Source organism: Clostridium sp. UMB9555A, assembly GCF_030222355.1.
GTDB classification, from domain to species: Bacteria; Bacillota; Clostridia; order Clostridiales; family Clostridiaceae; genus Sarcina; species Sarcina perfringens.
Window position 1 is genome coordinate 1 of sequence record NZ_JASORQ010000001.1, and the last position, 13,860, is coordinate 13,860.

Below are 13,860 nucleotides of genomic sequence, written 5' to 3' on the forward strand. Positions count from 1 at the left end.
CCCGAGTGGCCAAAGGGGGCAGACTGTAAATCTGTTGTCGGACGACTTCGAAGGTTCGAATCCTTCTTCCACCACCATTTATAAAAAATAAAATATTAATATGCTGGTGTGGCTCAATTGGCAGAGCAGCTGACTTGTAATCAGCAGGTTATCGGTTCAAGTCCGATCATCAGCTCCATAAGTGGTGGAATTCCCGAGTGGCCAAAGGGGGCAGACTGTAAATCTGTTGTCGGACGACTTCGAAGGTTCGAATCCTTCTTCCACCACCAGAAAGAGACACTATTAATTAAGTGTCTCTTTATTAAAATAATATCTTAATAAAATAGAATAATTAGTATTTATATACTCTTATCCAGAGAGGTGGAGGGAAAAAGGCCCTATGAAACCCGGCAACCAGTGAGAAATCACTACGGTGCCAATTCCGGTAAAGAAATTCTTTACAAGATGAGAGAAGATAAATTTAGTATATAACTAAAATCTCTTCTTAAATCTTTAAAGGTTTGAGAAGAGATTTTTTTATTAACAAAAATATTTTAAAGGCGCGCATTAAAATAAAGTTTGTTAATTAAGCTTTAAAGATATTATTTTGAATCGTGGGAAGATAAATTAAGTTATTTGTTTAAATAAACAGGGTTGGAATAAATAAAAATGAAAGGGGTGAATTAGCTATCTTATTATGATAGTAAGATAGCATTAGCCATGAGAAGATTATTTACATCAGAATCAGTTACTGAAGGGCATCCAGATAAAATATGTGATCAAATTTCAGATGCAGTTTTAGATGCTATATTTGCAAAAGATCCAAATGCAAGAGTTGCTTGTGAAACAGCTGTTACTACAGGATTAGTAATGGTAATGGGAGAAATAACAACTAATTGTTATGTTGATATCCCTAAAATAGCTAGAGAAACTATAAAGAATATAGGATATGATAGAGCTAAATACGGTTTCGACTGTGAAACTTGTTCAGTTATGACTACAATAGACGAGCAATCATCAGATATCGCTATGGGTGTTGATGAAGCTTTAGAATCAAGAGCTGGAGAAAAAATTGACATAGATGCAGTTGGAGCAGGAGACCAAGGAATGATGTTTGGCTTTGCTACTAATGAAACTGAAGAATTTATGCCAGCACCAATAGCTATGGCTCACAGATTATCAAGAAGATTAACAGAAGTAAGAAAGAACGGAACTTTACCTTACTTAAGACCAGATGGAAAAACACAAGTTACTGTTGAATATGAAAATGACAAACCAGTTAGAATAGATGCAATAGTAATTTCAACACAACATGGTCCAGAAGTATCTCAAGAGCAAATACAAGCTGATTTAATGGAACATGTTATAAAAGCTGTTATACCAGCAGAATTATTAGATGAAAATACTAAGTATTACATAAATCCAACAGGAAGATTCGTTATCGGTGGACCTCAAGGAGATGCTGGATTAACAGGAAGAAAGATCATAGTTGACACTTACGGTGGATATGGAAGACACGGCGGTGGTGCTTTCTCAGGAAAAGACCCAACTAAGGTTGATAGATCAGCTGCATACGCTGCTAGATGGGTAGCTAAAAACTTAGTTGCTGCAGGAATTGCAGATAAATTAGAAGTTCAAGTTGCTTATGCTATAGGAGTTGCTAAACCAGTATCAATTATAGTAGATACTTTTGGAACTGGAAAAATATCAGAGGAAGAAATAGTTAATATAATAAACAAAGTTTTCGATTTAAGACCAGGAGCTATAATAAGAGATTTAGATTTAAGAAGACCTATATATAGACAAACAGCTGCTTATGGACACTTTGGAAGAACAGATTTAGATCTTCCATGGGAAAACTTAAACAAAGTTGAAGAAATAAAGAAGTGTCTTTAATATATAGAAAAGCTTAGGATATAATATCCTAAGCTTTTTATTTTTCTATAAATTTATTCTTTTAAGATGAAATAGTGATTTTAAAATTAAGATAAAATAAAAAAGCACTTTGAAAAAATCAAAGTACTTTTTTTATATTAAGCTTTATGAACTAATTTTCCATTAACTATTACATATTTTATATCTATATTATCATCAAAAAGAATTAAGTCAGCATCATAGCCTTCTTTAATTAATCCTTTTTTGTCATCAACTTTGCAGTGTTTAGCACCATTATAAGTAGCCATTTTTATAACTTCATTAAGTGGGTAATTAGTGTTAGCAAATATATTTTTAACTGCCACATCTAAAGTTAAAATTGATCCTGCTAAAGAACCACTTAATAATCTTGCAGCTCCATTTTTAACTTCAACATCTTGTCCTCCTAATGAATACATTCCATCAGGCATACAGCAAGCCATCATAGCATCAGTTATTAATAAAACCTTATCTGTTCCTTTTTGTTTATAGGCAACTCTTAAACTTGGATATGCTATGTGAATACCATCTGAGATTGTTTCAGTAGTTATTTCACTATCAAAAACAGCACCTACAACTCCAGGTTCTCTATGAGTAAATGGAGTCATTGCATTGAATAAATGAGTGGCATGAGAGCATCCACATTTTATTCCTTCCATAGCTTCTTCATAAGTAGCCTTAGTATGTCCCATTGAAACAACTATACCTTTTTCACTTAAGAATTTAATAAGTTCTTTAGCACCTTCTACTTCAGGAGCAAGAGTTATTGAAACAACATCATCTTCATTTTCCCCAACTAATTTATAGAAGTTTTCTTTTGTTGGAGGTATTAAGAAATCAGGATTTTGAGCACCTATTGCACTTGGGCTTATAAATGGTCCTTCTAAGTGAGCCCCTAAAACATTAGCTCCATCTGTTCCTTCAGTTTTTGCTTTATGAATAGCTTCCATTGACTTGCATACGTCTTCAGCAGCTACAGTCATTGTTGTTGGTAAAAATGAAGTAGTACCATGTTTAACTATAACCTTTGATATTTCATTTATAGCTTCATAAGTACCATCCATAGTATCGTGACCACCAGCACCGTGTATATGAACATCTATAAATCCTGGAGATAGGAATAAGCCTTCTCCGTCAATTACTTCACAATCACATTCTTCTTTAGGATTTATAGCCTTTATCTTTCCGTTTTCTATAAGTATATTTCCCTTTTTAATCTTATCTAAATATACTATATTACAGTTTTTTATTAACATACGAATCACCTTCCTCATAATAATCTTAAAATTTTAATTTGTGTAAGTCAACAAAATAAGCACTATGATTTAAATTTAATAATTGTGATATAATTAATAGTAATAACAATTCAAGAGAAACCTTTTAGGAGGTAATATGGAAGCATTAAATGGAATAGTTGAGAGTATAGTATTTAAAAGCTCAGATACAGGATATACAGTTATAAAATTTAGAGAAAATAATATTATTCATACAGCAGTGGGAGTTTTACCACATGTAAAAGAAGGTCAAAATTTAAAAATTACAGGAAGTTGGGTTAACCATTCCCAGTTTGGAAAACAATTTAAAGTAGAAGAATGTGAAGAGATATTACCTACTTCAAAGGATGGAATAGAAAAATATTTATCTTCTGGGATAATACAGGGGATAGGACCTGTTACGGCAAAAAAAATTGTAAATAAATTTGGAGAAGATACTCTTAATATTTTAGATAATAATATTGAGAGATTAAAAGAAATAGAAGGAATAGGTAAAAAGAAGTTAGAGACCATAATTGAGTCTTATAGAGAACAAAGAGAATTAAAAAATATAACTATATTTTTGCAAACCCATGGATTAAGTGTAAATCAGTGTTTGAAGATTTATAAAAAATATGGAGCTAGCTCAGTTGATACAGTTAAAAATAATCCATATATACTTTGTGATGAAATTTCAGGAATAGGATTTAAGACTTCTGATAAGATTGCTAGGAGTTTAGGAATAGAAATTGATTCACCTTTTAGAATTCAAAGTGGTATAAGATATGTAATAAATGAATTTTGTGCTAATGGGCATACTTTTATGCCAAAGGATGAACTTATAAAGGAAGCAAGTAATGTATTAACTGTAAGTGGAGATATAATAGAAGAAAATATTAAAAATGCAGCTTTAGATAGAAAGATAAAGTTAGAGAAAGTTAATGATAAAGAAGGTGTTTTCACAATACCTAATTATTATTGTGAGCTTGGAATAACTAATAGGATTTTAACTTTAGCTATAAGCAATTTCCAGGATATAAGTGTAGATGTAGATCACTTAATACTTCAATTTGAAAAGAAAAATAATATAACTTTTGCAGAATCACAGAAAGACGCTATAATAAGTGCTTTTCAAAATGGAATAGAGATAATAACTGGGGGACCAGGAACAGGAAAGACCACTATAATAAAGTGTATAATTGAAATTTTTGAAACTTGTGGATTAAAGGTTCTTTTGGGAGCACCTACTGGAAGAGCGGCTAAAAGAATGAGTGAGTCTACAGGAAAAGAAGCTACCACAATACATAGAATGCTTGACATGGGAGTCTTTGAAAAGGAAGAAAGTGTTTTTGTAACTAATGCAGAGGAACATTCCTTAGAGGCTGATGTGGTTATAATAGATGAGGCATCAATGATTGATATAACTTTAATGAATGCTTTACTTAAATCTATTAAGGTAGGTACTAGGCTTATAATAGTGGGAGATGTTGATCAGCTTCCATCAGTAGGAGCTGGAAATGTATTAAATGATTTTATAGAGAGTGGATTTACAAAGGTTGTACGTCTAAAAGAAATATTTAGACAAGGAAAAGAGAGTATGATTGTAGTAAATGCACATAAAATAAATAAAGGTGAGATGCCTAAGTTAAATGAAAAAGGTACTGATTTCTTCTTCATAAGAAATGATATTCAAGAGGGAATATTAAATACTATTATAGATTTAATAAATACTAGGTTGCCTAAGTTTAACTCAAATTGGGATAAGTTAAAAAGTATACAGGTTTTAGTTCCTATGAAAAAGGGTGTATTAGGAGTTACAAATTTAAATGAAAGAATTCAAAATGTCTTAAACCCAAAGGCTCCATATAAAAAAGAAAAAGAATTTAGAAGTATGGTATTTAGAGAGGGAGATAAGGTTATGCAGATAAAGAATAACTACTCTCTAAAATGGACCAGAATAGCTGGAAAAGGTGAGCATGAAGGCTTGGGTGTATTTAATGGAGATATGGGATTTATAGAAAGTATAGATTTAGAAGGAAAAAAACTATCTATAATCTTTGATGATGAAAGAAGGGTTATTTATGATTTTATGTATTTAGATGAATTAGATTTAGCTTATGCAATTACAATACATAAAAGTCAAGGAAGTGAATTCCCTGTAGTAATAATACCTGCATATATGGGTGCACCATTACTTATGAATAGAAATTTATTATATACAGGAATAACTAGGGCAAAAGAAATGGTTGTAGTAGTTGGAATACCTAAAGCATTAAAATATATGGTTGATAATACAAGGAGTATGGAGCGTTATTCCTCTTTAAATTGGAGAATAAAAGAAGTAATATCTAATGAGGTTTTTGAACAAGATTAAATTAGGGGGATTTAGAAGTGAGCTTATATGGCAATAATTTAAGGGTTGAGAATAGATATAGTCATATATTAAAGAAATGGTATGTAAAAAGCAATGATAGGTTTATAAATTTAATATGTGAGCCTTATCAAAAGTTGAACTTTATTGAAAGTTTAATTAGTGATTGTTTAATAAATAATGAAAAAGTTTTGTATGTAGGTAAGAGTAGAAAAGTTTGTAAGAATGAGCAATTAAATTCTATGAATTTTGATTTTATAAATTTTAATAATATTTTTAATATAAAAAAGAATTTTGATTTAATAATATATGATGATGTAAGTTTATATTCAAATAAGAGTAGTATTGAATGCAATGAGGATTTAATGTACTTAAAACGCCTATCTAAGAAAATAGTAATATGTTCAGTAGATAAGGTATTTAATAATATAAAGCACATAGAAATATTAAATAATCAAAGAAAAACACATTTCTTAGAGCCGAGACTAATAACAACTAGAGTTAATTTAGAAACTTCAATGCCTTATACCTTATATGATTATATTGAATGGTTTATAAGAGAAAAGAGAATCTTGGTTGTATATGTTCCAAATAAATTTAACTTAAATAAAATTTATGAATATTATACTGAGGATTTAAATTTAGAAAATAAGGTTAAAATAGTAAAAGAAGATAAAAAGAATTCCTTTTTAAATATAGTAAATGAAAGTAGATTTAAAAAAGAAGGAATTATTTTTATAACAGATTCATTACATGAATATTTTGATTCTATTCCAGAGTGTGATATGGTGATTTATTCTTTTGAAAAAGATATTGTTGATTACAAAAAAATAATATTTGCCTGTGGAGCTTTATGCAAAGATAAATGCACTGGAAGAGAAGTAATATTATTAAGTAATGAAGAGGGAGATAACATAGAAACTGCTAGGAGGTTAGCAAGAGGCTTTAACAAAACTTTATGGAGAGAGTCAGAGATAAGGTAGATTATTTATTTCAATGTTTTTTAGAAGCTATTTATCCAACAGAAGAAAAGTGTTATGTATGCAATAAAGATGGAGAAAAAATAATTTGTGATAAATGCAAAGGGGAAATACAAAAGGCAAATGAAACTCTGATTATTGAAGAATGTGAAATGTTAATCTGTTCTTATTATTCTTTTATAGTTAAGGATTTAATATTAAGACTTAAATATAAAGGAGATTTTCATGCTGGTGAAATATTAGTTATGTTACTAGAAGAAAAAATAAAAGAATCAAATTTAGATGTTGATTTTATAACATATGTTCCTGTAGCTAAGGATTCCCTTAGAAAGAAGGAATTTAACCAATGTGAATATTTATCAAAAGAATTAGGAAAGCGACTAGGGATTAAATCCATAGAAACTTTAAAAAAGAGAAATAAGGTGAAAGAACAAAAGTCATTATCTAAAGAAGAAAGAGAAAAAAATGTGAAAAATGCTTTTTATCTTAAAAGATATAAGAATTTAGAAGGAAAAAGTATTATACTTTTAGATGATGTAATGACTACAGGTTCCACATTAAAGGCCTGTGTAAGAGAACTAAAAAAAATTAAAGATATTAAAATTTTTTTATTGACTATTGCTAAAAGTAATATATAATAGTAATGTAGCTAGGTTTGTGGTTGAAAGTCGATGCCAGTCGCAGGCGAAACGATCCACGTAAGTTAAACAAAGTTTTAATGAGCATGGTGCGGCTTAGAAGTAAGACCTACCAGCCAATAAAGGCTGAGAGGGTTAGTAGTGAGAGGTTAACTCCGGGTAGCGAAAGCTCCAGTAGGCGAGTGTGGGGTCAAAGACCAGGTCAACTAGCTATAAAAAGGGACTATGATTTTCATGGTCCTTTTTTATTTTTTGTCAAGTTACATCTGTTATAAATAAATTAAGTAAAGAGAAGATTTAATTAGACAATTAAGATCTATATTATAAAAAATTAAGTTAATTAAAATAATTAAAACTTGTATAAAATCCTTTAACAGAGTACAATTATAGTATAATATTTAAACCTTTACATTGTTTAAGGTTACTTGTTTTTTTTGAAAGGGGCTGACGATATGAAAGTAACAGTACATGCTAAGAATATAGAGTTAACAAATGCTTTAAAGGATTGTGTAGAAAAGAAAATATCCAAGTTAAGCAAGTATTTTGAACCAGGAGTTGAAGCAAAGGCCACTTTAAGCGTAGAGAAAAATAAACAAATCATAGAAGTTATGATTCCTTTTAATGGAATATTATTAAGAGGTGAAGAATCTACAGACGATATGTATAAGTCAATAGACTTAGTTGAAGAAAAAATCGAAAGACAAATAAGAAAACAAAAAACTAGATTATCAAAGAAAAATAGATATGATTCATTAAGATTTGCTCATATAGATCCAATAGAGGATATGAAAGAAGAAAAAGAAGCAAAAATAGTAAAAACTAAAAGATTTGATGTTAAGCCAATGGGAGCTGAAGAAGCAGTTTTACAAATGGAGCTTATAGGACATGACTTCTTTGTATTCCAAGATCCAGAGACAAATCAACTAAATGTAGTTTATAAAAGAAAAGATGGTAATTATGGTTTAATTGAACCAGGATTAGGCGAAGAATAATAGAATAAATATAAAAAAAGATGTAGGTTTTTACCTACATCTTTTTATTTTTATGTAAAAGTTTTATCTAAATTATTACATTTATTGAAAATAGGTTACTATAAATGGTATAATCTAATGAGAATTATTTTAAATAATTTTTTTTGAAAATTTAGAATAATGTATATATGTGTTATAATGAGATAATTATTAGAATATTAAGCATATAAGAAAGTAGAATTGAGGGATATTATAATGGGATTATTTGATAAAATATTTGGAAGTTATAGCGATAGAGAAGTTAAAAGAATAACACCTATTGTAGACAAAATAGATTCGCTTGGGCCTGAAATGGAAAAACTATCTGATGAAGAATTAAAGCAAAAAACATTTGAATTTAAGGATAGATATGCTAAAGGAGAAAGCTTAGATGACATGCTTCCAGAAGCTTTTGCTGTTTGTAGAGAAGCATCAACAAGAGTTTTAGGAATGAAACACTATAGAGAGCAATTAATTGGGGGTACAGTTTTACACCAAGGAAGAATAGCAGAAATGAAAACTGGTGAAGGTAAAACATTAGTTGCTACTTTACCTGTTTATTTAAATGCTATAGCTGGTAAAGGTGTTCATGTAATTACAGTTAATGATTATCTTGCAACAAGAGATAAAGAGTGGATGGGTCAATTATATGAATTCTTAGGATTAACTACTGGGGTTATAGTTCATGGATTAACTAATGATCAAAGAAGAGAAGCATATAATGCAGATATAACTTATGGAACAAATAATGAGTTTGGATTCGATTATTTAAGAGATAACATGGTTATTTACAAAGAAGAAAGAGTTCAAAGACCATTACACTACTGTATAGTGGATGAGGTTGACTCAATTCTTATAGATGAGGCAAGAACTCCTCTTATAATTTCAGGTGCAGGAAGTAAATCAACAGATCTTTATAAGATAGCTGATTTCTTTGTTAAGAAATTAAGAGAAGAAGATTATACAATAGACGAAAAAGCACATGCTGCAATGCTTACTGATAAAGGGGTTGCAGAGGCAGAAAAAGCTTTTGGAATAGAAAACTACGCAGATGCTAATAACATGGAATTACAACACCATATTACTCAAGCATTAAAAGCTAACTATGTAATGAAGAGAGATAAAGATTACATGGTTAAAGATGATGAAATAGCTATAGTCGATGAATTTACAGGAAGACTTATGGAAGGTAGAAGATATTCAGATGGTCTTCACCAAGCTATTGAAGCTAAGGAAGGTGTTAAAGTTCAAAGAGAATCTAAGACTTTAGCAACTATAACATTCCAAAACTATTTCAGAATGTACACTAAATTAGCAGGTATGACAGGTACTGCACTTACTGAGGAAACTGAGTTTAGAGAAATATATGGACTAGACGTTGTTGTTATTCCAACTCATAGACCAGTTCAAAGGGAAGACCACTCAGATTTAGTATTTAAAACTGCTAAAGGAAAATATGATGCCATAGTGGAAGAAATAATAGAAACTCATAAGACAGGTCAACCAGTCTTAGTTGGTACAACTAGTATAGAAAAATCAGAATATCTTTCATCTTTATTAAAGAAAAAAGGTGTTCCACATAAGGTTTTAAATGCTAGATATCATGAACAAGAAGCTGAAATTGTATCTCATGCAGGTGAGTTAGGTAACATAACAATTGCAACTAACATGGCTGGTAGAGGTACTGATATTAAACTTGGAGAAGGTGTTTTAGAAGTTGGTGGTTTAAAAATCATAGGTACTGAAAGACACGAATCAAGAAGAATAGATAATCAGCTTAGAGGACGTTCTGGTCGTCAAGGAGATAAAGGTCATTCAAGATTCTATATCTCTTTAGAGGATGATTTAATGAGAATATTTGGCTCAGAAAAACTTCAATCTGTTGTTGATAGATTAGGATTAGAAGAAACTGAGGCTATTGAAAGTAAAATGGTTACTAAATCAATAGAAAATGCTCAAAAGAAAGTAGAAGGTAACAACTTTGATATAAGAAAAACATTATTAGGATACGATGATGTTATGAATAAACAAAGAGAAGTTATCTATAAGCAAAGATCACAAGTTTTAGAGGGTGAAAACTTAGAAGACAGCGTTCAAGCTATGATTGAAGATGTTGTAACTAGTGCTGTTCAAGCTCACTTAGGAAATATTGATGAAGATGATTTTGAAAAAGAACTTGGAGATTTAATAAAATACTTAGAAGATATAATGTTACCACATGGTAAATTCACTGTAGAAGAATTAAAAACTTCTTCAAATGAAGAAATTACTAGAAAATTCATTGAATGTGCTAGGGAAATCTACAAGGAAAAAGAAGAGTTCGTTGGCTCAGAGCAAATGAGAGAAATTGAAAGAGTTATAATCTTAAGAGTTGTTGATACTAAGTGGATGGATCACATAGATGATATGGATCACTTAAAACAAGGTATTGGATTAAGAGCTTACAAACAACAAGATCCAACTCAAGCTTACCAAATGGAAGGTAGTGCTATGTTTGATGAAATGATAAATAACATCAAAATAGACACAGTAAGATACTTATTCCATGTAAAAGTTGAAGCTGAGAAACCACAAAGAGAAAGAGTTGCTAAGGAAACAGGAGCAAGTCATGGTGGAGACTCTCAAGAAGTAAAGAAAAAACCAGTTAAAAAAGAGCCTAAAGTAGGTAGAAATGATTTATGTCCATGTGGAAGTGGAAAAAAATATAAATCATGTTGTGGAAGAGAAGTAGTTTAATATAATTAAAAGCCTTTGCATTATTTGCAGAGGCTTTTTTATATAATTTTATTAATAGATAAAATGCTATGAATTGTACATATAATATTGGAATGACTTGAACTTCTACTGATATTCAATTTTTTTTAAATATTTTTATGAACTTTAAGATTATATTTAAATTTTTTGCTAAATATGATTTTATTGTTTTAAATAGCTATAAAATGATATACTTTATAGTATGAAAATAATTAAAGCTAGGGGTGAAGTTTTTATGATTATGGAACTTGAAAATCAATTATCAAAGTTACATGAACTAAAAAATAATTTAAAGGAAATGGGGGCTTCACTTTGACTTAGCATCTTTAGAGAAGAAAAGTGCAGAATTAGAGCTTAAGATGCAAGAGGCGGGATTTTGGGATGATGTCCAAAAGGCCCAAGAAGTAACCCAAGAAGCAAAAAGAGTAAAAGATAAAATTGATAAGTTTAAAAATTTAAATGAAAGAATAGATGATGTAGAAGTATTAAAAGAGCTTATGGAAGAAAATGACGAGGAAACAGCTAAGGAGATAATAAGCGAAGTTAAGGCTTTAAGTAAAGAGATAGATACATTAAAAATAGAGACAATTCTTTCTGGTGAATATGATAGAAATGATGCCATACTAACACTTCATACAGGTGTTGGTGGAAGCGATGCTAATGATTGGACAGAAATGCTTCTTAGAATGTACACAAGATGGTGTGAAAAGAAGGGATATTCCTTAGAAACTATTGATTATTTACCTGGAGATGAAGCAGGAGTAAAAAGTGTTACGTTAAAAGTTAAAGGTGAATTTGCTTATGGATATTTAAAGGCTGAAAAGGGTATTCACAGATTAGTTAGAATATCACCTTTTAATGCTAATGGTAAAAGACAAACTTCCTTTGCTTCAGTAGAAGTTTTACCAGAGTTAACATCAGATCAAGATATAGAAATAAATCCTGTAGACTTAAGAATAGACACTTATAGAGCAGGTGGAGCTGGTGGTCAGCATGTAAATAAAACTGAGTCAGCAGTAAGAATTACTCATATTCCAACTGGAATAGTAGTTCAATGCCAAAATGAGAGAAGTCAGTTTTCTAATAGAGATACTGCCATGGGAATGTTAAAGTCTAAACTTATAGAACTTAAAGAGAGAGCTCATAAGGAAAAAATAGAGGATTTAACAGGTGAATTAAAAGATATGGGATGGGGAAGTCAGATAAGAAGTTATGTTTTCCATCCATATTCAATGGTTAAGGATCATAGAACTAATGTTGAGACATCTAATGTTAACGGAGTAATGGATGGAGATATAGATAATTTTATAATTGCCTATTTAAATTCATAAAAGGGTGACTATATAAAAAACTTATAAATAGATTATGAGAATTAATGAATTTGAATTAAGAATTTTAAGTAAGCACTTTGAAAACATCTTAAAAACTATTAAGCAGCTAGCCTAGTATTTAGTTTTTTAGGTTAACTTTTCTATATAAGGGCTTAAATGCTAATTTCTATTTAAAGGTACAGTAGATAGTTTTGTGTAAAAAACAAAATTATCTACTGTTTTTTGTATAATCACTTTTTAATTTTATATTTTTTAGTTATATAATTTAACTCCTTAACTTTAATATTAAACAAAGTAAAGCTGATAATATTAGCAATATAAGAACTTTTGAGTCTAATAAGAATAATCCAGAGGATGAGTAAGCTGAGTCAAATATTTCGCTCCACACCACAGAGAAACTTCTATCTATGGCTGTAGGACTTATATATTCAATTTTATCTTCTGGTGTGTGAATTCTTGTTACATCACCATCATTTATTGTTATTGCATCAAAACCTTCTTTAATAAAGCTTGCGTGGTCAGAGGAATCTTTATTTTCTATAATATTAGTTATGTTCTTTTCATTACAAATTTCACAAAGCCTATCTAGTAAATCACTGTGGAAGCAAGGATCTTCTCCTGCCATAAATGTGAGTGGGATATCTTTATCACTTCCGATCATATCAAAGTTAATAACTGTAGCATTTTTTAATAAGTCTTTATTTTCCTTAGCAAAATTTTTAGAACCTAGTAATCCAAATTCTTCAGCATTTAGAGAGACTATTATTATATCTCTTGATGGTTGAGGAAGAGAAGCTAGAAAAGAGCTTAATTCTAATAAAAATGAAGCACCAGAAGCATTATCTAAAGCACCTCTATAAATTTCACCAGAAAGTCCTTTCCCCATATGATCAAAATGAGCTGTTAAGACTAAAGGGGGTAAAAATGGATTTTTACCTTTTATAATTCCAGTAACATTGTTAACAACTTTCTCTTTAACCTCATAAGGGATAAAACAGTCTATTTTGTAACCTTTATTTAAATATGTCTCTAGTTCTTTTATAAGATTTGGAGCTACTACCACATATAAGTCACAAGGTGTATCCTCAATAAAAGAGCTTCTAAAATTAAAAGAATCTACTGGAGATGAGAGAAATACAACACTGTTATTAGATGAAGAAGTTCCTTTCATTATTGTAGGAAGAACTTTAAATTCATTTGTATTATCAAAAGTTATATGATTTACTCTAAAGTTTATAAAGGCTTCTTTAAAATCTACTCCATATTTATATGAAGATACTAACTTATTATTTTTATCGTAAACTTTTAAATAAGGCTCTCCTTCAACTAAAATAGGGGCTTTTACATTGAAATCTTGAAGATAACTAGAATTAAGTTTTTTTATGTTTGATTTAATAAAAGAATTTTCAATGAATTCTTGAGCTAAGTAATTACCTTCATTTCCGCAAAGTCTTCCTTCTAATTCATCAGAGGTTAAGTATTCTATATTCTTTAAAACACCTTCTCTTTCAAAGGGATCAAGCCTATTTTTATAAACTAGAGAGAGTTGTATAAGCAAAATAAATGTACAAAGAAGTATATTTATTGTGGCTATATATAATTTTTTCATATTATCCTCCATAAATAATTA

Annotated in this window: 9 protein-coding genes, 2 tRNA genes and 1 riboswitch; of the genes, 9 read left to right on the forward strand and 2 right to left on the reverse strand. The window is 29.9% G+C overall.

The genetic code is table 11. The features are described from left to right. Positions 1-102: 102 nt before the first annotated feature. From QP548_RS00005 to metK, 3 genes are all read left to right on the forward strand, one after another. Positions 103-178: transfer RNA gene (locus QP548_RS00005), tRNA-Thr, on the forward strand. A gap of 5 nt (positions 179-183) precedes the next feature. Further along, a tRNA-Tyr gene (locus tag QP548_RS00010) sits at positions 184-269 on the forward strand. A gap of 76 nt (positions 270-345) precedes the next feature. Then, positions 346-451, forward strand: a riboswitch (SAM riboswitch). A 248-nt stretch (positions 452-699) separates the two neighbouring features. After that, positions 700-1,875, forward strand: a complete 1,176-nt coding sequence (metK, locus tag QP548_RS00015) for a methionine adenosyltransferase (protein WP_061429096.1) — start codon at positions 700-702, stop codon at positions 1,873-1,875. Between the two features lie 137 nt (positions 1,876-2,012). Here metK and nagA read toward each other — a convergent pair whose 3' ends face one another. Next, positions 2,013-3,149 (reverse strand): N-acetylglucosamine-6-phosphate deacetylase, encoded by a 1,137-nt coding sequence (gene nagA / locus QP548_RS00020; RefSeq protein WP_061429095.1) that lies wholly within the window; start codon positions 3,147-3,149, stop codon positions 2,013-2,015. Positions 3,150-3,285: 136 nt separating this feature from the next. On the opposite strand from nagA, the gene QP548_RS00025 reads away from it, so the two are divergent. The 6 genes from QP548_RS00025 to prfB all read left to right on the forward strand — a co-directional run bounded on the left by QP548_RS00025 (position 3,286) and on the right by prfB (position 12,230). Then, positions 3,286-5,520: an ATP-dependent RecD-like DNA helicase gene (locus QP548_RS00025; protein WP_003462673.1), complete on the forward strand. Its 2,235-nt coding sequence runs from the start codon at positions 3,286-3,288 to the stop codon at positions 5,518-5,520. Positions 5,521-5,537: 17 nt separating this feature from the next. Then, complete coding sequence (locus tag QP548_RS00030) at positions 5,538-6,500, forward strand: hypothetical protein (RefSeq protein ID WP_061429094.1); 963 nt, start codon at positions 5,538-5,540, stop codon at positions 6,498-6,500. Further along, a complete protein-coding gene (locus QP548_RS00035) occupies positions 6,476-7,135 on the forward strand; it encodes a ComF family protein (RefSeq protein WP_061429093.1) in 660 nt (219 codons plus the stop codon). Before QP548_RS00030 ends, QP548_RS00035 begins: the two co-directional genes overlap by 25 nt. 452 nt (positions 7,136-7,587) lie before the next feature. Continuing rightward, a complete protein-coding gene (gene hpf, locus QP548_RS00040) occupies positions 7,588-8,127 on the forward strand; it encodes a ribosome hibernation-promoting factor, HPF/YfiA family (RefSeq protein ID WP_003452413.1) in 540 nt (179 codons plus the stop codon). Positions 8,128-8,361: 234 nt separating this feature from the next. Beyond that, positions 8,362-10,881 carry a preprotein translocase subunit SecA gene (gene secA / locus QP548_RS00045; protein ID WP_061429092.1) on the forward strand — a complete coding sequence of 840 codons (2,520 nt, stop codon included), beginning with the start codon at positions 8,362-8,364 and terminating at the stop codon, positions 10,879-10,881. A gap of 253 nt (positions 10,882-11,134) precedes the next feature. Continuing rightward, a protein-coding gene (gene prfB / locus QP548_RS00050) for a peptide chain release factor 2 (protein ID WP_096516759.1) occupies positions 11,135-12,230 on the forward strand; the annotation gives its coding sequence in 2 pieces (ribosomal slippage) (positions 11,135-11,212 and positions 11,214-12,230; 1,095 coding nt in all). A gap of 265 nt (positions 12,231-12,495) precedes the next feature. Here prfB and QP548_RS00055 read toward each other — a convergent pair. Beyond that, positions 12,496-13,839, reverse strand: a complete 1,344-nt coding sequence (locus tag QP548_RS00055) for a M28 family metallopeptidase (RefSeq protein ID WP_061429091.1) — start codon at positions 13,837-13,839, stop codon at positions 12,496-12,498. Positions 13,840-13,860 lie beyond the last annotated feature (21 nt).

What these genes read in the sequence shown, in the direction of transcription:
- metK (WP_061429096.1), top strand. Translation starts at nt 700, where the DNA reads ATGAGAAGATTATTTACATCAGAATCAGTTACTGAAGGGCATCCAGAT.
- nagA (WP_061429095.1), bottom strand. Translation starts at nt 3,149, where the DNA reads ATGTTAATAAAAAACTGTAATATAGTATATTTAGATAAGATTAAAAAG.
- QP548_RS00025 (WP_003462673.1), top strand. Translation starts at nt 3,286, where the DNA reads ATGGAAGCATTAAATGGAATAGTTGAGAGTATAGTATTTAAAAGCTCA.
- QP548_RS00035 (WP_061429093.1), top strand. Translation starts at nt 6,476, where the DNA reads ATGGAGAGAGTCAGAGATAAGGTAGATTATTTATTTCAATGTTTTTTA.
- hpf (WP_003452413.1), top strand. Translation starts at nt 7,588, where the DNA reads ATGAAAGTAACAGTACATGCTAAGAATATAGAGTTAACAAATGCTTTA.
- secA (WP_061429092.1), top strand. Translation starts at nt 8,362, where the DNA reads ATGGGATTATTTGATAAAATATTTGGAAGTTATAGCGATAGAGAAGTT.
- QP548_RS00055 (WP_061429091.1), bottom strand. Translation starts at nt 13,839, where the DNA reads ATGAAAAAATTATATATAGCCACAATAAATATACTTCTTTGTACATTT.